The 21,778-nt window shown below is 41.2% G+C and carries 20 protein-coding genes and 2 pseudogenes; 2 read left to right on the top strand and 20 right to left on the bottom strand.

Annotation, left to right across the window (positions count from 1 at the left end; all coding sequences use genetic code 11):
• Positions 1–149: 149 nt before the first annotated feature.
• The 15 genes and pseudogenes from PT278_RS05590 to PT278_RS05655 all read right to left on the bottom strand — a co-directional run bounded on the left by PT278_RS05590 (position 150) and on the right by PT278_RS05655 (position 12,643).
• Complete coding sequence (locus tag PT278_RS05590) at positions 150–887, bottom strand: amino acid ABC transporter ATP-binding protein (RefSeq protein ID WP_277130867.1); 738 nt, start codon at positions 885–887, stop codon at positions 150–152.
• Positions 884–2,242: pseudogene (locus PT278_RS07940) on the bottom strand (amino acid ABC transporter substrate-binding protein/permease); the annotation flags it as partial. The gene PT278_RS05590 and the pseudogene PT278_RS07940, both read right to left, overlap by 4 nt.
• A 39-nt stretch (positions 2,243–2,281) precedes the next feature.
• Positions 2,282–3,025: pseudogene (locus PT278_RS07945) on the bottom strand (transporter substrate-binding domain-containing protein); the annotation flags it as partial.
• A 167-nt stretch (positions 3,026–3,192) separates the two neighbouring features.
• The gene (accA, locus tag PT278_RS05600; protein WP_277130869.1) at positions 3,193–3,963 is read right to left on the bottom strand and encodes a carboxyltransferase subunit alpha; all 771 of its coding nucleotides are present in this window, start codon (positions 3,961–3,963) and stop codon (positions 3,193–3,195) included.
• Positions 3,953–4,804, bottom strand: coding sequence for an acetyl-CoA carboxylase carboxyltransferase subunit beta (locus PT278_RS05605; RefSeq protein WP_277130870.1), 852 nt, complete (start codon positions 4,802–4,804; stop codon positions 3,953–3,955). The genes accA and PT278_RS05605 overlap by 11 nt, the downstream gene beginning before the upstream one ends.
• Complete coding sequence (locus PT278_RS05610) at positions 4,804–6,180, bottom strand: acetyl-CoA carboxylase biotin carboxylase subunit (RefSeq protein ID WP_277130872.1); 1,377 nt, start codon at positions 6,178–6,180, stop codon at positions 4,804–4,806. Before PT278_RS05610 ends, PT278_RS05605 begins: the two co-directional genes overlap by 1 nt.
• 10 nt (positions 6,181–6,190) lie before the next feature.
• Complete coding sequence (gene fabZ, locus PT278_RS05615; RefSeq protein WP_277130873.1) at positions 6,191–6,637, bottom strand: 3-hydroxyacyl-ACP dehydratase FabZ; 447 nt, start codon at positions 6,635–6,637, stop codon at positions 6,191–6,193.
• A 12-nt stretch (positions 6,638–6,649) separates the two neighbouring features.
• Positions 6,650–7,072 (bottom strand): biotin/lipoyl-containing protein, encoded by a 423-nt coding sequence (locus PT278_RS05620; protein ID WP_277130875.1) that lies wholly within the window; start codon positions 7,070–7,072, stop codon positions 6,650–6,652.
• Entirely contained in the window at positions 7,073–8,305 is a 1,233-nt protein-coding gene (fabF, locus tag PT278_RS05625) for a beta-ketoacyl-ACP synthase II (protein ID WP_277130877.1), read from the bottom strand.
• Between the two features lie 12 nt (positions 8,306–8,317).
• A complete protein-coding gene (gene fabG, locus PT278_RS05630) occupies positions 8,318–9,052 on the bottom strand; it encodes a 3-oxoacyl-[acyl-carrier-protein] reductase (RefSeq protein ID WP_277130879.1) in 735 nt (244 codons plus the stop codon).
• Positions 9,052–9,978, bottom strand: coding sequence for an ACP S-malonyltransferase (locus PT278_RS05635; RefSeq protein ID WP_277130881.1), 927 nt, complete (start codon positions 9,976–9,978; stop codon positions 9,052–9,054). The genes fabG and PT278_RS05635 overlap by 1 nt, the downstream gene beginning before the upstream one ends.
• Positions 9,979–9,980: 2 nt before the next feature.
• On the bottom strand, positions 9,981–10,934 hold the full coding sequence (gene fabK / locus PT278_RS05640; protein WP_277130882.1) for an enoyl-[acyl-carrier-protein] reductase FabK: 954 nt from the start codon (positions 10,932–10,934) through the stop codon (positions 9,981–9,983).
• Between the two features lie 3 nt (positions 10,935–10,937).
• The gene (locus tag PT278_RS05645) at positions 10,938–11,186 is read right to left on the bottom strand and encodes an acyl carrier protein (RefSeq protein WP_277130883.1); all 249 of its coding nucleotides are present in this window, start codon (positions 11,184–11,186) and stop codon (positions 10,938–10,940) included.
• Between the two features lie 23 nt (positions 11,187–11,209).
• Complete coding sequence (locus PT278_RS05650) at positions 11,210–12,175, bottom strand: beta-ketoacyl-ACP synthase III (protein WP_277130885.1); 966 nt, start codon at positions 12,173–12,175, stop codon at positions 11,210–11,212.
• A gap of 3 nt (positions 12,176–12,178) precedes the next feature.
• On the bottom strand, positions 12,179–12,643 hold the full coding sequence (locus PT278_RS05655) for a MarR family transcriptional regulator (RefSeq protein WP_277130887.1): 465 nt from the start codon (positions 12,641–12,643) through the stop codon (positions 12,179–12,181).
• Positions 12,644–12,897: 254 nt separating this feature from the next.
• Here PT278_RS05655 and PT278_RS05660 point away from each other — a divergent pair, with 254 nt between their 5' ends.
• On the top strand, positions 12,898–13,674 hold the full coding sequence (locus PT278_RS05660) for a biotin--[acetyl-CoA-carboxylase] ligase (protein WP_277130889.1): 777 nt from the start codon (positions 12,898–12,900) through the stop codon (positions 13,672–13,674).
• Positions 13,675–13,698: 24 nt separating this feature from the next.
• Here the strand turns inward: PT278_RS05660 and PT278_RS05665 are convergent, their stop codons facing one another.
• Positions 13,699–15,951, bottom strand: coding sequence for an ABC transporter permease (locus PT278_RS05665; RefSeq protein WP_277130891.1), 2,253 nt, complete (start codon positions 15,949–15,951; stop codon positions 13,699–13,701).
• Positions 15,948–16,637 carry an ABC transporter ATP-binding protein gene (locus PT278_RS05670; protein ID WP_277130893.1) on the bottom strand — a complete coding sequence of 230 codons (690 nt, stop codon included), beginning with the start codon at positions 16,635–16,637 and terminating at the stop codon, positions 15,948–15,950. Before PT278_RS05670 ends, PT278_RS05665 begins: the two co-directional genes overlap by 4 nt.
• Before the next feature lie 170 nt (positions 16,638–16,807).
• Here PT278_RS05670 and PT278_RS05675 point away from each other — a divergent pair, with 170 nt between their 5' ends.
• Positions 16,808–17,275 carry a winged helix DNA-binding protein gene (locus PT278_RS05675; RefSeq protein ID WP_277130894.1) on the top strand — a complete coding sequence of 156 codons (468 nt, stop codon included), beginning with the start codon at positions 16,808–16,810 and terminating at the stop codon, positions 17,273–17,275.
• A gap of 62 nt (positions 17,276–17,337) precedes the next feature.
• Here the strand turns inward: PT278_RS05675 and PT278_RS05680 are convergent, their stop codons facing one another.
• Genes PT278_RS05680 through PT278_RS05690 form a run of 3 tightly spaced genes read right to left on the bottom strand, consistent with a single transcriptional unit; the run spans position 17,338 to position 21,733 of the window.
• Complete coding sequence (locus PT278_RS05680) at positions 17,338–19,146, bottom strand: FtsX-like permease family protein (RefSeq protein ID WP_277130895.1); 1,809 nt, start codon at positions 19,144–19,146, stop codon at positions 17,338–17,340.
• Positions 19,147–19,164: 18 nt separating this feature from the next.
• Complete coding sequence (locus PT278_RS05685) at positions 19,165–20,973, bottom strand: ABC transporter permease (protein WP_277130896.1); 1,809 nt, start codon at positions 20,971–20,973, stop codon at positions 19,165–19,167.
• Between the two features lie 10 nt (positions 20,974–20,983).
• Positions 20,984–21,733 (bottom strand): ABC transporter ATP-binding protein, encoded by a 750-nt coding sequence (locus PT278_RS05690; protein WP_277130897.1) that lies wholly within the window; start codon positions 21,731–21,733, stop codon positions 20,984–20,986.
• Between the last annotated feature and the right edge of the window lie 45 nt (positions 21,734–21,778).

A 21,778-nucleotide genomic window follows, 5' to 3' on the forward strand; every position in this document is an offset into this window, starting at 1 on the left:
GGCTAATCATCCATGTAAGTGTACAAGCGACTTAATCAATCGCAAGGTACCTGGAGCAGTCGTAATTGACTGCTTTTTTGTTATTATCGCAACCGACAAACTAAAAAAGCGAACCTCGTTTAAGGTTCGCTTTTTAGTTTATTCAATTATTAGACATTCAAGACCTTATCCAAGAAGTCCTGCAGACGCGGATTTTGTGGATGGTCAAACATATCTTCAGGTGTCCCCTGCTCCAAGATCTTACCATCAGCGACAAAGACCACACGATCGGCAACTTCCTTGGCAAAGCCCATTTCGTGAGTGACAACAACCATTGTCATTCCTTCTTTAGCTAGCTTCTTCATAACAGCCAAAACATCACCGACCATTTCTGGATCAAGTGCCGAGGTCGGTTCGTCAAAAAGCATCACGTCAGGGTTCATTGCTAGTGCTCGCGCAATCGCTACCCGCTGCTGCTGACCACCGGACAATGACTGAACGGTTGCGTCAAATTTATCAGCTAGACCAACTGTCTCAAGCAATTTCTTCGCTTGCTTATCGGCAGCAGCCTTGTCCAATTTCTTTAACTCCACAGGAGCCAGCATAATATTGTCACCAACTGACAGGTTATTGAACAAGTTAAAGTGCTGGAACACCATGCCAATATTTTCGCGCACTTTGTTCATGTCAGTCTTAGGATCGGCAATATTAATGCCATCAACAACAACGGTTCCTGAAGTTGGCTCTTCAAGCTTATTAAGTGTTCTTAATAAGGTACTTTTACCAGAACCAGACGGCCCGATAATAACAACAACTTCGTTATCACCAACAGTTAAGTCAATATTCTTTAAAACTTGGTTACTGCCATAATTTTTAACTAAATTCTTTACTTCTATTTTCGCACTCATACATTTGTCCTCTTTTGTACCCAATTTGATAACCAAGTCAGCAATGTAATAACAATTAAGTAAATTACCGCAATAATTGTCCAAACCTTAAAGCCTTCAAGGTTCCGCGCGATAATAATTTTACCTGTTTGCGTCAATTCTAGGATACCGATAATTGACAAGATTGAGGTATCCTTCAAGGTAATAATAAATTGGTTGATAAATGACGGTACCATGATCTTGATTCCTTGCGGCAAGATAACTTTGCGCATCGCCTTACCAAACGGTAATCCTAATGAGCGCGCTGCTTCCATCTGACCGGAATCAACGGCATTAATTCCCCCTTTAACAAAGGCGGCAATATAGGCTCCTTCGTTTAAGGTTAACGTTAAGACCCCGGCAACAAAGGCTGGAATCTTTTGTCCGGTTAAACTTGGAATTCCCGTGTAAATGAACAATGCCAAAACTAAGAGCGGCATTCCCCGGAAGATGTAAATCAAGGTGCTGGAAAGCCCATTGCAGAACTTATTCGGCAATACACCCAATAGACCAACCAAAACACCAAAAATCGTTGCGAAGATAATGGCAACAACCGTTAGCCACATTGTCTCCGCAAATCCGGACAACAATGCATCCTTGTTCTGCTTCAGTAAGCCAACAAAGCTGCGGTCTTCACTACCTTGACCATTATTAGCAACCTTCTTGTCAGCGGTGCCTAAATACTTAGCAGTAATATCATCGTAAGTACCACTTGCCTTCAAGTCCTTCAAGCCAGCATTAAATGCGGCCAGCAATGCCTTATTTTGCCCCTTCTTAACCGCAAAGGCATATGGTGCCTTAAGTGCAGGCTTAGTCACAATGCGTAATTTTGTACCCTTTTTAATAGCGTATTGCATAACTGGTTGGTCTTCAAAACAAGCAGCTGAGTTACCCGTCAACACATCTTGATACATGTTGTTGGAATCATCAAATGTTGTTGTCTTAAAGCCATACTTCTTCTTAATGCTATTAGCATATTGGGCACCAGCTGTCCCCGTCTTAATCGCAACCTTCTTACCGCGCAATTGCGACAGCTTGGTAATCTTGCCCTTAGTCGAGGTGGCCATAATAACCCCTGACATAAAGTACGGATCAGAGAAGTCAATCTTCTTCTCACGTTCTGGTGTAATTGACATTCCCGCAATCATCCCGTCGATCTGACCGGATTCCAGAGCTTGCAATGAACCATTAAAGCCCATCGGCTTGATATTAACCTTGAAGCCCTGCTCTTGAGCAATATTCTTCAAAATGTCAATATCAATGCCGATGTACTGATTATTGGCGTTAGCAAATTCAAATGGTGGGAAAGTTACATCAGTACCAATTGTGAAAGTCTTGCCCTTCAAGTCTGGGTTTAATTTACTGCCAAGATACTTACCTACAATCTTGTTATAAGTACCATTAGCCTTAATTTTGGCAAAACCAGCATTAAACTTCTTGATTAATTCTTGATGGGTACCCTTTTTAACCGCAAAGCCATACCAGCCAGTATTAGCTGCCTTAGTAACAATCTTCAGCTTCATACCTTGATTAATGGCATATTGCATGACTGGTTGGTCTTCAAAACATGCAACTGAATTACCAGTTAAAACATCCTGATACATATTGTCGGAATCATCAAAGGTAGCCGTCTTAAAGCCATACTTTTTCTTCAAGCTGGTTGCATATTGTGCAGCTGCGGTACCAGTCTTAATGGCAACCCGCTTGCCCTTCAAATCAGCAAAACTCTTGATATTACTATTCTTACCAACGGCCATGACAATCCCAGTCTTAAAGTACGGCGTACCAAAGTCAAACTTGGCTTGCCGCTCCTTGGTAATCGTCATTCCAGCAATAATCCCATCCAGTTGACCAGACTGCACGGATTGTACTGCCCCATTGAAACCAACTTGCTTAGTTTCAACTTTGAAGCCCTCTTCTTTGGCCACAGCATTAATAATGTCAATATCAATACCAACATATTTATTGTTATCATTGGCAAATTCGAATGGCGGATAGGTCACATCCGTCCCAATTTCATAGGTTTTAGCATCTGCTTTTGTCGCAAAAATGCTAAAGCACATCAACATCATTCCCAGGATTATCATCCCAAAAAAGCTTTTCTGCAATTTTTTGTGCATAAACTTCGCTCCTAAAATTAAAACTAAATTATATATTTAATCAAAAACAAATGTATAACTTGCTATTCATCTTACCATACTTATTAGCTTGAATGGTAATCAACAGCCAATCTAATAATAAAATTAAAAAACGAGCTTCAACTACTAAGCGAAGTTCGTTAATTCTCTTAAAATTTGCGAAAACGTGCATGACGCTGGGCTAATAATTGCTCTAACTCAACTTGGTCAAAGTCAATTAACTGCTCATTAATCAGTTGCTTCAAGGCAGAAGCATTGTCAGCCAGAATATTTTCCGGCAAAACACGTTCAACTACGCCCTGCTTCTTGAGCCATTCCGGTTCAATATGCATTAATTGCGCGGCATCTTGTGCACGTTGGCCATCCTTCCACATAATCGAGGCAAAGCCTTCTGGCGAAACCACGGTATACATACTATGTTCCAGCATCCAAACTTGATCGCTGCATGCTAGAGCCAGGGCACCACCAGAACCAGCTTCACCAATGATAATTGCTAATAACGGCACCTTTAATTGTAACATTGCACTAATATTTTCGGCCAAAATCTGCCCTTGACCACTAGCCTCGGCATCAGCACCGGGATAGGCTCCCGGCGTATTAATCAGCGTAATAATCGGACAGTTGAGACTTTCAGCCGTCTTCATAATCCGCAATGCCTTGCGATAACCTTGCGGTTCAGGACTACCGAAGTTAGTCGCCAGACGCTCCGTCATGTCCTTACCCTTATTGGTCGCAATCACACAGACGCTGCGTCCGCCGCAACTGGCAAAACCACCAACAATTGCCGCATCATCGCCGGCAGCACGGTCACCATGCATTTCAAAAAAGTCAGGGAACAATTGATTAATTAGTGCTCGCATATCAGTCTTGCTGTCTTCACGCGCACCAGCCATAATGGCTGCTATTTTTTTACTCTCCATTAGCGCCTCTCCACTTTTGTCCAGCAAAAATCGTCAATAACTGCCCCAACTTATCTACCTGCTGCGATCTTGGCACAATCGCGTCAACAAAGCCATTTTGATAAGCATTTTCAGCACTTTGAAACCCTTTTGGCAATTTCTTATGAATTGTCTGCTCAATGACGCGGCGGCCAGCAAAGGCCACCATCGCCTTGGGTTCAGCCAAAATAATATCAGCTTGCGAAGCAAAGCTGGCTGTTACCCCGCCAGTTGTCGGATCCATAATTACAACAATATAAGGAAGACCAGCTGCGTGATGGTCATTAACCGCCTGCGAAATTTTGGCCATTTGCATTAGCGATTGAATACCTTCCTGCATTCGGGCACCACCAGAAGCGGTAAACATAATTACAGGTAAACTCAATTCCGTTGCCTTTTCAAACAAACGCGTTATCCGCTCACCGTTAGCCGTGCCAAGACTGCCCATAATAAAGGCCGGATCCATAATCCCTAAGGCAGCTTGCTGCCCCTTAATTTCGGCTTGACCAGTTAGCACGGCATCCTGCAATTTGGTCTGTTCACGCGCCTTGGTCAGTTTTTCTTGATAACCAGGAAACTTTAAGGGATCCGTCGTTGTTAAGTCCGCATCCCATTCCGTAAACTGCTTCGTCAGCATCTTTAAGCGCTGGCGCGCGGTCACACGAAAGCCGTAGCCACAATTAGGACAAACATGATATTTACCTGCACGCGCGAAGTAAAATTTAGCACCACATTTTTGACAATAACGAAAAATACCCTTCGGGACTTTTTCCTCGTAATCCTTCAACGCTTGCTTAGGGTGACGGGCAAACTTAGCAGCCATTATTTGTCCTCCTTTTGCGCTTCTTCAATGTATTGCGACAAAAAAGTTTGGTCTAAATAGGTAATCAAATAATTGCCATCATTAAAGACCTTATCTTGAAGCAACTTAACTAAAAACGACCGGTTAGTTGTCAAACCAGTAACCTGAAATTCATTTAGGGCATCAATTAACCGGCGAATTGCTAATGGGCGGTCCGTGGCATGAGCAATGATTTTAATAATCATTGAATCATAAAATGGTGATACAGTATCGCCGCTGTTAACGCCACTTTCAATCCGAATACCTAAACCACCCGGCAAAGACATCTGCTTAATCGTGCCGGCTTGTGGTTGAAAGTTCTTTGCTGGATTTTCCGCATTAATCCGTGCTTCAATGGCAGCACCATGAACCTTAACCTGATCTTGCGTTATTATTAGATCCATGCCCGCCGCAATTTTAATCTGCTCTTTGACTAGATCAACGTGGGCTACTTCCTCAGTAATTGAGTGTTCAACCTGAATCCGGGTGTTCATTTCCATAAAATAAAAATGGTGGTCTGGATCCATTAAGAATTCGATTGTCCCAACATTCTCATATTTGATTGCCTTAACAGCCTTGATCGCAATTTCCTGCAAATAAGCACGTTCATTGTCATTAATCTGTGAACATGGCGTTTCTTCAATCACTTTTTGGTGATTACGCTGCATTGAACAGTCACGTTCAGGCAGTGCTACGACATGACCATTTTGATCGCCAATAATTTGGACTTCAATGTGCTTAGCTGGCGAAATAATCTTTTCAACATACATTCTGCCGTCGCCAAAGGATAGACGCGCTTCCTCTTGGGCTTGAGCAAAAGCATTAGGCAAATCCTCAGGTTTATTCACTTGCCTAATTCCTTTACCGCCACCCCCAGCTACTGCCTTGAGCATTACCGGAAAGCCAACTTCTTTGGCAACTGCCAAAGCCGCATCACTATCCTTAACAAAGCCCTGACTGCCGGGAATAACGGGCACTTGGTGCTGGCGCATCGCTTCACGAGCGTTGGCCTTATTGCCCATTAACGCAATCGTTTCCGATTTCGGACCAATAAAAGTCAAATGGCATTTTTCGCATAATTGGGCAAATTCAGGACTTTCTGACAAAAAGCCATAACCCGGATGAATGGCAGTCGCTCCAGTTAAAATTGCAGCACTGACAATGTTCTCCATCTTCAAATATGAATCAGCGGGTTGCGGGGCACCGATACAAACAGCCTCATCTGCTTCTTTAACGTGCTGGGCATCCTTATCTGCTGTCGAATAAACGGCCACTGACTTAATTCCCATCTCCCGCAAAGCGCGAATAACCCGAATTGCAATCTCACCACGATTAGCAATTAATACTTTTTCAAACATTTTTCACACCCTACTGAATCGCAAACGTTAATTCACACGTGCAGGCAACTTCACCGTCAACTGTCGCCTTGGCCTTGCCAATCCCAGCATTGCCGCGCAATTTATCCAATTGTACTTCCAAGCGCAAACTATCACCGGGAGTAACCATCTTGCGAAAACGGGCCTTCTTAATCCCGCCAAAATAAGCGGTTTTGCCCTTAAATTCTGGAAGGGTCAATAAGGCAATCGCACCAGTCTGTGCCAGTGCTTCAATAATTAAAACCCCTGGCATTACCGGATTACCTGGAAAATGTCCTTGGAAAAAGGCTTCATTCATTGTTAAGTTCTTGCGTGCAATTGCATACTTGCCAGCTTGATAATCCAGTACCCGATCAACTAAAAGCATCGGATAGCGGTGCGGAATAATCTCTTCAATTTGTGTAATATCAAGTGTTTGCGGGGTTACCTGTTCTGCCATGTTCATCACTCTCTATTCTGGCATTACCGTAAATAACGGTTGATCGTATTCAACAACGTCTTCGTTATCAACCAAAATTTCACTAATTGTGCCGCTAACGTCACTCTTGACTTCAGTCATCATCTTCATTGCTTCGATCACGCAGACTACATCGCCCTTTTCCACATGATCACCCACCTGTTTATATGGTGCCTCATCTGGATTAGCTTGCAAATAAACAATTCCAACAAGCGGCGATTTGACTTGGGGCAGATTTGCGGGGGCAGCGGGAGCTGCTTGTTTTTCAACTGGCGCTAGACTAGCACTAGGAGCCGAAGCAACTACTTCCTGCTTTTTATCAATATCAATGTGCCCACCGTCAAAGTCCAAGTTTAACTTGGTGATGTTACTTTGATTAACCTGTTTTATTAATTTTTGAATTTCCTCAAAAGTCATCTAATTAGCCCACCTTTTTAATGCTAAAACCGCATTGTGGCCGCCAAAGCCAAACGAATTACTGATTGTGTAATCAACCTGGCAGTTGCGATTCTCTGTTGTAACCAAATTCACTGGACATTCCGGTGCTTGTTCAGTCAGCCCAACGTTAACTGGCAACTGACCCGAATTCATTGCCTCTACACTAGCAATTGCTTCAATTGCACCGGCAGCCCCCAAAAGGTGCCCAGTCATACTCTTGGTACTTGAAACTAACACCGAGCTAGCGGAACCAAAGACTTGATTAATTGCCTTGGACTCAGCCGAATCATTACCTTGAGTAGCTGTACCGTGAGCATTAACATAACCAACTTCATCAGGCGTAATGCCAGCTTCCGCAATTGCCAATTGCATTGCCCGTGCTGCTTGCGTTCCCGCTGGGTCCGGCGAGGTAATGTGGTAAGCATCAGAAGATGTACCATAACCAACAATTTCGCCCAAAATAGTTGCACCACGTTCTTGTGCATGTTCAAGGGACTCAAGAACCAGCGAGCCAGCACCTTCACCCATGACAAAGCCAGAACGGTTTGCATCAAACGGTAAACTTGCCTTGGCTGGATCTGTTTCTTTGGACAAGGTTGACAGAGCTGCAAAACCGCCAATACCATCAGCGTTGATTGCGGCTTCTGAACCACCGGTAATCATCGCGTCGCAGCGGCCTTCCTTAATCTGCCGGTAAGCCTCGCCAATTGCGTTAGTTCCGGAAGCACAGGCCGTTACAATCGTGGTACTAATTGCTTGAGCACCATAGCGAATTGACAAGTTGCCGGCAGCCATATTAGCAATCGAAACCGGAATAAACATTGGTGATAAGCGGTCAATTCCTTTGTCATGCATCTTGATGGTCTGCTGCTCAATTGTGGTCAAGCCGCCAATGCCAGACCCCCAAATAACACCAAAGCGGTTGCTGTCCGTATTTTCGGCATTAATACCAGACTGCTCCATTGCTTCGTCGGTCGCATAAACCGCATATTGGGTAAAAAGATCCATCCTTTTGGTGTCTTTTTTCTTCAAATGGACCAGCGGATCAAAGTTATCCAGTTGACCAGCCAACGTAACACCAGTTTCAGAAGCATCAAAATATGTAATTGGTCTAAAGCCGACTTTTTGCGCTTTAATGCTGGCCTCAAAGCTGGCTACATCATTACCAATGGGCGTCAATGCGCCCATCCCCGTAATTACAACTCTTGTCATTAACCCTTCTCCTTACTGCATTGTCAGGCCGCCATCAACGGTGATAACTTGACCCGTAATGTAATCATTTTGTGCTAAAAAGACTGCTGTCTCGGCAACTTCTTCAATTTGACCAAACCGCTTGAGTGGAATTTGCTGGGCAATCTCCTCCTGCCGCTTTTCACTTAAAGCTTCCGTCATTTGCGTATCAATCATCCCCGGCGCAATCGCATTGCAGCGCAAATTGCGCAGAGCAGCTTCTTTAGCAACAGACTTGGTCAAGCCAATTATGCCGGCCTTGCTGGCAGCGTAGTTAGCCTGACCAATATTACCGGTTAAGCCAACAACACTAGCCAAATTAATAAAGCAGCCCGAACGCCGCTTATACATTGGCCGCAAGGCCTGCCTAATTACATTGAATGTCCCTACTAAGTTAGTCTGCAAAACCGCATTAAAATCATCTTCAGACATGCGGTTAAGCAGGCCATCTTTGTTAATGCCGGCATTATTAACCACAACATCCAGTTGGCCAAATTGCGCAATAATCTGCGCAATCATGTCCTTAACTGACTCGGGATTTGTAACATCCGCGCTAATATCAATTACGGGTGTCGCAAACTGCTCAAATTCAGCTAGTACCTCTGGTGCAATTGGCTTACGGGCGTTTAAAACAATTTTGGCACCACGTTGAGCAAAAGCCTTAGCAATCGCTAAGCCAATGCCACGTGAACTACCAGTAACTAGGACTACTTTATCTTTTAAATCCATTAATGTGCCTCCAATGCCGCAATGGTCTTTTGCAGTTCTATACTGCTGTCCAAGCGATAAGTTGGCAATTTGCGGTCAAGTTTGCGCGCAAACGAAATCAAAGTTCTACCCGGACCAACTTCAATAACCGCAGTTAGATCATCTTTGTGTTCAGACAATGTCTTAGCAAAGTAAGTAGTTGAGACGAGCTGCTGGGTTAAATTAGCAGTCAGATTTTCTGGTGAAAATTCTTTCTGCGTGGTGGTGCTGTAAACAGGAAAAGTTCCTGCTTGCCAGTCTACCGCGCGCAATTCAGCGTTTAAATCAGCTTGAATTGGTGCCATTACCGGCGTATGAAAAGCACCGCTAACCTTTAACGGAACAACCCGTTTGCCAGCAGCTGTTAGTTCACTAGTAACTTGGTCAACAGCGGCAGTTGCACCACCAATAACGATCTGCTGGGGAGTATTAACGTTGGCAACACCAACAGCTCCCAAACTCGTTGCCTCTTTGCAGGCAGCTTGAACATCAGCCAGATCAGCCTTCATCACAGCTGCCATCTTGCTTGGTGCATTATCACTAGCCTGCTGCATTAATTCGCCGCGACGTTTAATCAGCCGCAGAGCAGTCGCAAAATCGACATGGCCACTGGCTGCTAAAGCACTGTATTCACCTAAACTTAAACCAATACCGAATTTTGCTTCCGGCAAATTAGCTTCAATCAGTTGGTATAGTCCATAACTGATGGCTAAAATTGCCGGCTGACAATAACGCGTTGATGCAAGTTTAGAAGCTTGGCTTTCATCAAACAATAAACTCGGTAAGTCAAAGTCCAAAATCGTCGCAGCTTGGTCAATGACCTTGCGATATGTTGGAACTGTTTCGTAAAGGTCCTGTGTCAAGCCCGTTTTTTGGGCACCTTGACCGCTAAATAATAAGCCAATCATTGTTAGTTCTTGCCACTCAATAACTTATCAGCTTGCGTGTAAACATCATTCAGGATGTCGGCTGCTGATTCTTCTTTTTCAACCATTCCAGCGATTTCACCGGCCATAAATGAACCTGTATCAGTATCGCCATCAATTACAGCTCGGCGTAAACTACCGCTGCCCAATTCTTCTAATTGCGCAAAGTCCGGATTATCTTTGAGTGCCTCAGCTTTTTCGAGCTTAATGTACTTCTTAGACATCTTGTTCTTTAAGACACGTGACGGGTGACCTGCAAAATCGCCGGTGACCATCGTGCTGGCATCTTTTGCCTTTAAAACGGCCTTCTTGTAATTAGGGTGAACTTTGGATTCAGTAGCGACTAAGAACCGCGTACCCATCTGCACACCTTGAGCACCAAGCATGAAGGCAGCAGCCATACCGCGGCCATCACCAATCCCACCGGCTGCAATGACTGGAATGTTCACGGCATCGACAACCTGCGGTACTAAGGCCATGGTAGTTAACTTACCAATATGACCGCCGGATTCCATTCCTTCGGCAACGACGGCATCAGCACCAACACGTTCCATCATGCGTGCTAAGGCAACAGAACCAACAACTGGAATCACTTTAATTCCAGCCTTCTTAAAGTCGGCAACATACTTACCAGGATTACCAGCACCAGTTGTAACTACGGCAATGCTATCTTGATGAGCCAAAATCACTTTCACTACGTCTTCGGCGTAAGGTGATAGTAACATCACATTGACACCAAACGGCCGATCAGTCAGGCTTTTAGCGACTTTAATTTCTTCTTCAACTACGCTGCCTGGGGCATTACCAGCACCAATAATTCCTAAGCCGCCGGCATTAGAAACAGCAGCAGCTAATTTTCCATCGGCAACCCAAGCCATTCCACCCTGAAAGATCGGATATTTGAGGCCCAGGCTTTTCATAAATGGCGTCAATTCCATGAATTAACCTTCTTTCGCAGCTAATTGCTTTTTAACAAAGTCAACTAGGTCTTGGACGGTCTCGATACCTTCTTCGCTCTCAATCTTGATGTCGAATTCATCTTCAAGTTCATTGATTACTTCAAAAATGTCCAAACTGTCGGCATCTAAATCATCCTTGATATTAGCCTCTAAGGTAACAGCTTCTTCATCTTCACCAGTTTCGTCAACGATAATTTCTTTTACTTTGTTAAAAATTTCTTCATCTGTCATGTTAATAAACTCCTTTTAATTCGTTAAAAAATAATTGCAATGGTACCTGCAGTTAGACCGCCGCCAAAGCCGCTTAAGATTAATTTCTGTCCCGGCTGAATCTTGCCAGCCGTAACTGCTTCATCAAGCAATAACGGAATGCTGGCAGCTGAGGTGTTGCCATACTTGGCAACATTACTCAAAAACTTCTGCTCACTTACACCTAAATGATGTGCAATCGAGGTCAAGATGCGACCGTTGGCTTGGTGTAAAACAAACCAGTCAACATCAGTCAGCTGCCAGTCGGTCTTAGCCAAGGCACGTTCAATTGAATTAGGCACCTCATGGGTCGCAAACCGGTAAACAGCTCGCCCATCCATCTCAAAATAATGTTTGTGAGAGGCAGCTTCATCCTTGCTAAAAGCAGAATTAACCGGCTGATAACCAGCAGTTAAGGTATTGCCGTCTTGGCCATAAGTGGTAAGGTCTTCGGCAATCAATAACTGCTCCGGACTTTGTTCAACTAAGACCCCGCCGGCACCATCGCCAAACAGGACAGCGGTTGACCGCTCCTGCCAATCAACTAATTTGGATAAGACCTCGGCACCAATGACAATCCCGCGTCGATAAGTTGCTAGCAATTTATCAGCCACGGCTAAGGCATAAACAAAGCCTGAACAAGCAGCGTTTAAGTCAAATGCCAAAGCATGGCTGGCACCAATGGCACCCTGAACAATTGCGGCCGTCGACGGTGTCAGATAATCCGGCGACATTGTCGCCACAATAATAAAATCTACTTGGTCAGCTGGACAATCAGCTTGTTTGAGCAATTGTTTAGCTACGTTAATAGCTAAATCTGATGTCTGTTCTTGTCTTGCAAGATGACGCTGCTTAATTCCCGTTCTTGAGGAAATCCATTCATCCGAAGTGTCCATCATGGCCGTAAGATCATCATTAGTTACCACTTTAGGAGGAACATAATGCGCGGTCTGTGTTATTTTTAGACCCATTTATTACTTCTCCTTTTTGCCGTCTATTTGGGGTGGAAATTCGAGGAAGGCGCGCAAGTTCAACAGCGCGCGTTCAATAATCGCAATCTGACTGTCATCAAAACCATGGAGAAACTTCTTCACCATGTAGCGATGAAATGAATCATGTGCCCGATAAACCAGCCGCCCGCGGTGGGTTAACCCGAGCCGTACAACGCGGCGGTCATCATTGCCGTGAATTCTGACAACGTAGCCCTTACGCACTAAGTTGTTGACCATCGTGGTAACCGATCCCGCAGTAATCATCAGCTCTTTTGCCAGCTGCGAGCTCGTCTTGTGGTCATACATCGTCATCGCGTCAATTGCGTGAACCTCTTTAATCGAAATATCCTTAAATTCACTTTTATGCAGTTCTCGTTCCTCCACCTGCATGATGTCGGTATAAACTGTCGTCAGTAAATTATTTATTTCTTTTAAATTAGCTTCCACTTCCACTGCCCCTTTTATTCAAATAATAAATTACATGTTTTGTTAGCTTAATTTTGCTTGTTTGAGCTAATTAACATCCCCTCCAAATTACTTTAAACATCAAAGTATTTTATGGCAGTATGATATTGCAAACTAACAAATTTGTCAAATTATATCCCAAAATAACATAGCTTTGGTAAAATTATCCTTAGTAATTAACAACTTATTTTGATTATCAAAGCTTTTTTAAAATTAAAAATATGTATGGCTATACTATGAACGAGCAAATTAACTTAACAAAAGAATCAAAAATCAAACATTTATTAGCAGACTTATCAGTAACAATTAATTGGTACAAGCAAGTTGGTTCCACCAGCACCATTGCAAAAAAAGTCTACCAAGACAAGCCTCTTGTTAACCCCATTTTGATTGGCAGCGACAAACAGACAGCTGGTTACGGCAAACAAAAACGCCACTTTATTTCTAATACCGGCGGCGTTTATTTGTCACTTATTACCAAGGTGCCGCAATTAACGGCAAATAACCAAGGCTTGTTAACTACTGGAATCGCATGGTGCCTGCACCAAACAATTCGCCAGCAATTTAAGATCACTCCCGACATTAAGTGGGTTAATGATTTGCTTTTGCATGAGAAAAAAATCGCTGGGATTTTAACCGAACAGATTGCTCCCCAAATAGTCGTCATCGGCATTGGCTGCAACTTGTATCAGCCTAACTTAGAACAAGAACTGGCATCCAGCACTAATTTGCTGGCTGAGCCACCAAGTACCGAACAATTTTGCATTTTTGTAGCAGAACTAATTAAAAATATCTTGTCTTTTCTGCCAAATTTTGCCCAAGGAGAATTCTTAGCGGATTACCAAAAGCATCTGCCAATGCTTGGGCAAAAGGTCACTGTTAAATTGGGACAAAAGACAATTACAGGGACTGCCGTCAGACTTGACCGAAAGGCAAACCTGCTTCTTGACTGCCGCGGTCAATTACGCACAATTACTAGTGGTGAAGTCACCAAAATTAGACCTAAATTTTAAAATGCTACATTTTATATCTACTTATTACTCAACGCTCTTCAGTGCACTTACCATGTCAATTTTCTTAATTCGATGACTAATAAATAAAGTCGTTGACAAAGATGCAAGCCACACAACAGCTGTAGAAATGACAATTGTTTTCCAATCAAAGTAACGTACATATTCCAAAGTGATTGTTGAAAAAGTATCAACATATTTACCTAAAAACCAAATTCCTGCTGGTATACCAATAATCCAACCAACAAAAGTAGTAATCACATTCTCAAAAATAGTTAATTTGCGAATTTCTTTTTGCGTCGTTCCTAAAACACGCAATGTTGCATAATCACGCGTACGTTCAACAAAACTAAGCGAGCCCAAATTGTATAACACAATTATTATTAGTAAAATCCCGAAAGCAATAATTAGGATAAAAATACTATTTAAATTATTAACAAAATCTGTCGCATTCTTCTGCTGATCTTTAATTGGAATAATGGTATTAATATCGGAGCGATTATATCGAGCGTGCTTTTTAATCAATAAAGTTGAAGGATTAAAAATGCCACCAGCTTTTACCCAAGTGTTTTTCGTAATATACGCTCCCTGATTGGTTTCACTTGTGATAATTCCTTTAATCTTAAATTTATGCAGTCCATGATAAGCAAATGTTTTTACTTTTAATTTATCGCCAACCTTAAGATTGGCTTTTTTGGCAAAACCATTTGTTACATAAATTCCGCCATCTTTAATTGTCTTTCCAGTTGTAGTAGTTGTATTAACATTATCACCTTGTCCTACAACCACTAAAAGACGATTATAGCCATCATCAGGAGTAAAATGAGCCTGACTTAATTGAACCCATTGTTTGGCTTGCGGATTAGCTTTTTCATATTGTTCATAATTATTAACTACTAAGCGTTTGTTATATGTAAAATCATGAGTATAGGCCTTATCTACTAGATGATTCATTGATTGTGGCATTCCTATTCCAGCAATCATTAACATCATCCCACCTGCTACACCAATAATTCCCATTAAAGTACGCGTGCGATTAATAAAAATATCTCTTAATGCCCATTTGCTTGCATAAGATAGATGCGACCATAATAAATGCCAGTGTTCAAGCCAAATTTTATGAGCAGAACTTTCTTCTTTGCCACGTAAAAACAAAGCTGGTAATCCGCTAGTAGCATTTCTTGCTGCCTCAAAAGCTGCCAAAACACAAACCACAATGACACTTGCGACTACCAAAATTGAACTAGCCGTAAATGAAATTTGCCAATGCGGAATTGAAAACATCTGTTGTTGCGTCGCCAACACAAACCATGAAATTGCAGGTGCTAACAGAAGACCCGCTATTGTTCCTAGTCCACCAACCAATAAACCAAAACCAGCATAATGTAATCGCACTTTAAAATTAGATAATCCTAGAGCTTTAAAAGTCGCTATTATATCCGATTGATTTTTGATTAATCTTTGAATGGTAGTATACATTGCCAATATTGCTAACAGAATAAAGATAAATGAAAATAAATAAGATAGGTTACGTATCTGCCCTACCCGATCTAAAGCATTAGAAACGTCAGGTAACGTTGCTCGTGAATAAAAGCCGATTAGCCGATCAGAAAAAATCCTTTCAATGTCTCGGCGCATTTTATTTTGATTACCCTTAATTTCCATAACGTTATATGGACCACGGTAGTTTAAATAATTGGTTAAAGCTGCAGGAGAGATATATGCGTAACCATAATTAGAATAGTTAGGTGCAATAAATTCTTGTGTTCCCGTAAAATAAATATGACTAGGATTTTGAACTATTCCTTTAATTTTGAAAATTTTGCTTTGATTACCTATTGTTAATTTTAAGTTATCATTTACTGAAAGATGATGACTTTGTGCATATTCTTTATTTAGCCATATTCCTTTTTTACTTAAATTATTGTATTTGCTTCCCTTGACGACATATGAATGAGACATTGGATGCTGATACACATCAACAATTAATTGGTGACCTGCCTGCTTTACCTGTAATCTAGTACCGCGTTCTACACGTGATACTTTCGTAAGGGACTTTACTTTTTGCAAATCTAAATCAGTAACTATACTGCTTTGAATCCAATAATTCGGTAACGAAGATTGCTTAATAAATCCATCTAAACTATTTTGCAGACCATGCCAAGCACCTTGAAGGCCAATAAACACCACAATTGATAACATAGCCATTAAAAATACCGAAAAAAATTGTGTCCAATTTTCTTTAATATCACGGAATAATTTTCTATTTAGATATTTCATTCCGCTTCACCTACCAATACAGCATCTTTATGTGTCATTAGCTCAACTTTACCGTCTTTGAGTTTGATAATTTGGTTGCCATATTGCTCAAATTGAGGATTATGTGTAACCATCACTACAGCTGTATCAGTATTATTAGCTATGTCTTGTAAAATTTTAACTATTTTCATACTAGTTACAGAATCAAGAGCTCCAGTAGGTTCATCACACAACAAAAGTTGCGGTTTTTTAGCTAAAGCACGAGCAATTGAAACTCGTTGCATTTCACCACCTGACATTTGATTAGGGAAATTATTAATTCTTTCTTTAAGCCCCACATCCTGTAAATAGCTAACAGCTGCATCATCATTATCAGTAAGCTGTGCAGCAATCGCAACATTTTCTAAAGCTGTCAAACTAGGAATCAAATTATAAAATTGAAAAACAAAGCCAATAACTTTACGCCTATAAATAGTTAAGTCACGATCATTTAATTCATTTACAAATTGATCTTTAAATTTAATCTTTCCTTTGGTTGGTCGATCCATGCCGCCTAAAATATTTAATAGTGTACTTTTACCTGATCCTGATGGTCCCAGCACAACTGTAAATTGGTGCTCGTTAATTTTAAAACTAACGTCGTCAAGTGCCTTTATAACCCGATCACCAACATGGTATTCTTTGCTAACATTGTTAAATTCAAGCATAATCAATCTTTCCTTTTTTAAAAAATTCTATTTTAAATGACATGTCATGTATTATATATAATGTGCTTAGTATAATTTTATATAGATGACATGTCAATTAAATTTAGTGATTTTCCTAAGAGGATACGTTAAAATAAGTAATACCAAGTATTATGAGGATAGTGATTGCAATGTTATCAGAAAAAAAGAGCGAGCTTTTACGCTTCTTAATTAAAGGAAGCGAACGCGAATCAATGAGGATATTCAACAATATGTTGGCAGATTACAGTATCACCGCTAATCAAGCAGAAGTACTAATGATACTTAGCCAAGTTGGCCCATTATCACTAAAAGAAATCGGTCAATTATTAATCTGTGAAAAAGGCTCTCCCAGTAGATTGATTCAATCCTTGGTTAATAAAAATCTTGTCAGCAAAACCACCAACAAGATTGACCAACGTAAAAATGTTTTAACACTAACCAAAAAAGGCGAAGAATTGATTCCTAAAATTAATGAAGTCAATCATCAACTAAATACGCTAATTTCAAATCGAATCAATAATGAAGACACAATCGATCAACTCATTACCGTTTTCAAGAATTATTTATCTGGAACTGAAACAGGAAAGAAAATAAAGCTTCGCTATCCCAATGAATAGCAATCTTAGTAATCAAAAATTAGACCAAATTAAAAAGGCTGCAATTATTTGCAGCCTTTTATTTATAATTCCTTTGTCAATACAATCCGTTCGTAAAGCTTAACGGTTAAGCCGTAATACAAGAAGTACAAAACAATAAAAATTAAAAATGGCACCCAGATATTAGCGTACGGATTAGGCAATAGTGCTTTAAACAGCTTCAAGCCAAACAAAACATCAATCACACCCAAAACTCCTGGCACTAAAAATAAAGTTCCGATCTCGCGGCTGATTGAGCGGCGCAAAATGCGTTTGCGAACACCAATCTTAAAGAGCATCTTATAACGAATCTTGTCGCTTGCTGCCCCACTCAATACTTTAAACATCAACGTTGACGCAAGCATTGTTAAGAAGGCAATCCCTAAGAAAAAGCCCATAAATTCAAAACCGCTCGCCATGCCCAGCATCAGTTGGTAACTATATGCCTTGCTGGTCTGGAAGATATCGCCATAACTGGACTTTTCTTTAGCTTGCAGCTGACCCAATTTCAAAAGTGTCGGGTAATCTTTATCAAAATCCTTTACCCTAATAAATTGCACGAACTCTTTTTTACCAGCGATTTTTTGCCATTCCTGCGAATTAACTAATTGAATCACCTTCGGCGTTCCATTCGGAACCATACTGCCAAAAACTTCATTAGCATTTGTTCCTGGCTTGTCGAGCTTACTAGTCGGCAATGTTTCTAAGTGATAAGTTGCCTGACCATTCTGCTGTTCAAAGCGCATGGTCTTAACCGAATGATGAACAAATTCTGCTTGATTAAAGTATAAATACTTAGCCGTTTCTTTATAGTAAAATGTCTGCTCATCCTTGATCGTCAACTTAGCCTTCAGCTGGTTAACTTGCGGTGAATCGCTGACAATCGTACTGTCGTAATAACTACTAGTCTTGGCCTGATCCTTGATCGTGTTAAAATTCAAGCCGACCGTGATTGCCCCTAATGCCAAGGCAAATAACAATGAAATCACCGTTAAAATCTTGGTGTAATCATGCAAGCGAAACTTCAATTGCCCCAACGTAAATAGCCGGATGCCGCGGTAGGAAAAGCTCTTTTTCTTTAGCAAGAAATTGATAACTGCTATTAATAATGCGTTAAAAACCAAGTATGACCCGAGAACAATTGTTACCAAAGCAACCGGAACAATTACAAAGATCATTGCTGACGACAGATTGAGTACATAGTAGCCAATTGCCAGCAGCACAACACCTAGAATAGCCTGAATTGCAGTCCAAGTAGGATGTTGACCCAATTTTACCGGCTTTTGATCTTCGTGAAGTAGGTCAATTACCTTACTGCGCATGAGCTTTCGGGCATTATGAATTGCCCCAATGATGAAAATTATTACAAAAAAGACTAACGTCCATAAAATTGCACTCGGTAGAATTACTTGAAAATGGGTAATGTGCAGGCCCAAGTTGCCAATAATGAGGTTGGCAACTAGTCCGGTTAAACCGAAGCCAATAATGATCCCAACAATTGCCGCTATGATCCCAGTAATTAGGGTTTCACAAAAAATCAGCATCCCAATCCGTGAACTTCTTGCCCCCAGCATCATAAACATCCCGTAATCATGCTGGCGCATATTTAGCAAGAAGGAATTGGCATACATCAAGTAGACCAGCGTAATAATCACAAGTAAGACAATCCCAACGCCAAAAATAAAGCTGAGATAATTAGCTGGGGCATTTACATCATGAGTCATAAAAGACGGATTAATTGCAATCGTCAAGAACATGTAAAAGATCATGCTGGCAACAACTAACCCAGAAAACAGCACCAGATAGTCCTTTAGCCTGCTCTTAATCCCTGTAAGAGATAACTTCCAAATCATAATTTCTTTATCCTCTCCCTAATTTTTTGCCAGAACGATTTTTTCGTAAAGATGTACTGTCAAAACATAATAGAAGAAATACAAAACGATAAAAATAGTAAACGGCAGCCAAATTCCAGCGTACGGCCGTAACAAAATTGTTCTAAATAACTGCAAGCCAAACAAGACGTCGATAATTCCTAGAATGCCAGGCATTAAAAACAGCATGCCGATTTCTTCAACAATCGACCGCTTCAAAATTTGCCGCCTAGTACCAATCTTAAACAGCATTTGGTACCGCAATTTATCACTGGCTGCACTACTCAAAACCTTAAACATCAAGGTTGATGCCAGCATCGTTAAGAATGCCAGTCCTAAGAAGAAGCCCATGAATTCAAACCCGCTAACTATTCCCAATATTCCCTGATAGGAATATGGCTTACTGCCAGTGTAGACAGTGTGAAATGCTGGTGTTTCTTTATTCTGCAGCTGCTCAATCTTAAGCAGTGCTAAGTAGTCTTTGTCAAAGTTATTAACCCTAATTAACGAGATGAACTTTTGTTGACCCTTAACTTTGGCTAATCTAGCGGCAGAAACCAAGCGAATCTTTTTCGCTATACCATTAGGAAGCAGATTGCCAAATTCATTGTTGGCTTCAGTCCTTGCACGATCAAGCTGACTTGTGGGCAGTGTCTTTTCAGACCAAGTGAGACTGTCCCCTTGCCCTTTAGTCTCAACGGTTTTTATTGGCTGGTTCTTAAATTCTGCTTGGTTAAAATACAGACCATGCTTAGTTTCTTTATAATGGTAAGTTTGCTTAGACTTGATTGATACCTTTGCCAATTCTTTTTGGACGGCCGGAGACTTGCTAATTACTGTTGCATCATAATAGATGCTCGACTTCGTCATTTCCTTTTCAGAATTAAAGTTAAGTCCGACAGTAATTGCGCCTAGAGCTAAAGCAAACAATAACGAAATCACTGTTAAAATTTTAGTGTAATCATGCAAGCGAAACTTTAACTGGCCCAAAGTAAACATGCGAATGCCGCGATAAGAAAACTTGCGCTGCTTAATCAAGTAGCCAATAATTGCCGTAAATAAAGAATTAAAAACAAAATATGATCCAGCAACAATCGTTACTAAGGCAATTGGAATGACATTAAACGGATCCAGCCCGTGCTGTTGCATAATCCAGTACCCAGCAGCTAATAAGACTAGGCCCAAGACTGCCTCAATCGAATGTAAAACTGGCCGCCGCTTAAACTTTGCCGGTTCCTGATCTTCATGCAATAAATCAATTACTTTAGTACGGGTTAACTTATAAACATTACGTAATGCACCCAAAAAGAAAACGACAATAATGAAGGCAAGTGTCCCCAAAATCGCACTGGGCAAAATTACTTGAAAATGAGCAATTACCAAGCCTAACCTGCTAATTAACAGGTGACCAACTAACGCTGTTAAGCCAAAACCAAGGATTATCCCTAACGCAGCCGCAAGCAAACCCGTGATGAGTGTTTCACAAAAAATTAACAACCCGATACGTGAACTTTTAGCTCCTAAAGTTAAAAACATACCATAGTCGTGCTTACGCATACTAAGTAAAAACGAGTTGGCATAGACCAGATACACCACGGTAATAATCATTAACAAGGCAATGCCGAAGCCAAAAATAAAAGTAATCAAATTATCTTGCAATATCCCGCTATTACTTTTTAAAAAGGCCGGATTAATTGCCAAAGTTAGAAACATATAAAAGATCATGCTGGCAACAACTAATCCTGAAAACAGGACAAGATAATCTTTCAGCCGGCTTTTAATTCCCGTAAGCGATAATTTCCAAATCATAACTTACTTCCTATTCTTCGGTGCCCAAATGCTCGATTAACAGGTGATAAAAGTCTTGTCTTGATTGATCTTTCTTTAAGAGTTGCTCGCCGATCTTACCATCTTTAATAAATAAAATCCGATTAGCAAAACTAGCAGAAAATGGATCGTGGGTTACCATCAACGTGGTTACTCCATCTTTTTGGTTCAAGTCTGCCATCGTATCAAGCAATTCGCGCGCACTGGTTGAATCTAATGCACCCGTAGGTTCATCAGCGAGTAAAATTGCTGGTTCATGAACTAGAGCCCGTGCTGAAGCAACCCGCTGCTTTTGACCACCAGATAATTCTGCCGGATATTTAGCCAAAATCTCTTTAATACCTAGTCTCTCAGTAATCCTGTCAACCAGCGGATCAATCTTACGTGCCGGCACACCTTGAAGGGTTAATGGCAGCGCGATATTCTCCCGATTAGTCAGATTCTCTAATAAGTTAAAATCTTGAAAAATAAAACCAATCTGCTTGCTTCGAAAGTCCGCCATCTGATTAGCATTTAAGGTGCTGATATCTTCATGATTGATAAACACATGGCCGGTTGTCGGCTTGTCCAAAGTTGACAAAATATTAAGCAGCGTTGTCTTACCGGAACCAGACGCACCCATGATGGCCACAAATTCACCAGCATCAACACCAAAGTTGACCCCTTTTAGTGCTTGGTATTGCTTTTCACCACGTTTACCGTAAGTTTTAGTAGCTTGATCTACCCGTAAAATTTCAGTCATAATTTATCCTCTTCAAAAACTTATCTGTACTATCTAACTAATACA

This window comes from Lactobacillus sp. ESL0703 (assembly GCF_029433435.1).
Classification (GTDB): domain Bacteria; phylum Bacillota; class Bacilli; order Lactobacillales; family Lactobacillaceae; genus Lactobacillus.

Bases quoted from the DNA above. Each gene is read 5' to 3' on its own strand.
- PT278_RS05590 (WP_277130867.1), bottom strand. From the start codon at position 887: ATGAGTGCGAAAATAGAAGTAAAGAATTTAGTTAAAAATTATGGCAGT.
- fabK (WP_277130882.1), bottom strand. From the start codon at position 10,934: ATGGAATTGACGCCATTTATGAAAAGCCTGGGCCTCAAATATCCGATC.
- PT278_RS05620 (WP_277130875.1), bottom strand. From the start codon at position 7,072: ATGACTTTTGAGGAAATTCAAAAATTAATAAAACAGGTTAATCAAAGT.
- fabF (WP_277130877.1), bottom strand. From the start codon at position 8,305: ATGACAAGAGTTGTAATTACGGGGATGGGCGCATTGACGCCCATTGGT.
- PT278_RS05675 (WP_277130894.1), top strand. From the start codon at position 16,808: ATGTTATCAGAAAAAAAGAGCGAGCTTTTACGCTTCTTAATTAAAGGA.
- fabZ (WP_277130873.1), bottom strand. From the start codon at position 6,637: ATGGCAGAACAGGTAACCCCGCAAACACTTGATATTACACAAATTGAA.
- PT278_RS05680 (WP_277130895.1), bottom strand. From the start codon at position 19,146: ATGATTTGGAAGTTATCTCTTACAGGGATTAAGAGCAGGCTAAAGGAC.
- PT278_RS05690 (WP_277130897.1), bottom strand. From the start codon at position 21,733: ATGACTGAAATTTTACGGGTAGATCAAGCTACTAAAACTTACGGTAAA.
- PT278_RS05685 (WP_277130896.1), bottom strand. From the start codon at position 20,973: ATGATTTGGAAATTATCGCTTACGGGAATTAAAAGCCGGCTGAAAGAT.
- PT278_RS05645 (WP_277130883.1), bottom strand. From the start codon at position 11,186: ATGACAGATGAAGAAATTTTTAACAAAGTAAAAGAAATTATCGTTGAC.
- fabG (WP_277130879.1), bottom strand. From the start codon at position 9,052: ATGGATTTAAAAGATAAAGTAGTCCTAGTTACTGGTAGTTCACGTGGC.
- PT278_RS05650 (WP_277130885.1), bottom strand. From the start codon at position 12,175: ATGGGTCTAAAAATAACACAGACCGCGCATTATGTTCCTCCTAAAGTG.
- PT278_RS05605 (WP_277130870.1), bottom strand. From the start codon at position 4,804: ATGGCTGCTAAGTTTGCCCGTCACCCTAAGCAAGCGTTGAAGGATTAC.
- PT278_RS05665 (WP_277130891.1), bottom strand. From the start codon at position 15,951: ATGAAATATCTAAATAGAAAATTATTCCGTGATATTAAAGAAAATTGG.
- PT278_RS05635 (WP_277130881.1), bottom strand. From the start codon at position 9,978: ATGATTGGCTTATTATTTAGCGGTCAAGGTGCCCAAAAAACGGGCTTG.
- PT278_RS05610 (WP_277130872.1), bottom strand. From the start codon at position 6,180: ATGTTTGAAAAAGTATTAATTGCTAATCGTGGTGAGATTGCAATTCGG.
- PT278_RS05660 (WP_277130889.1), top strand. From the start codon at position 12,898: ATGAACGAGCAAATTAACTTAACAAAAGAATCAAAAATCAAACATTTA.
- accA (WP_277130869.1), bottom strand. From the start codon at position 3,963: ATGGAGAGTAAAAAAATAGCAGCCATTATGGCTGGTGCGCGTGAAGAC.
- PT278_RS05670 (WP_277130893.1), bottom strand. From the start codon at position 16,637: ATGCTTGAATTTAACAATGTTAGCAAAGAATACCATGTTGGTGATCGG.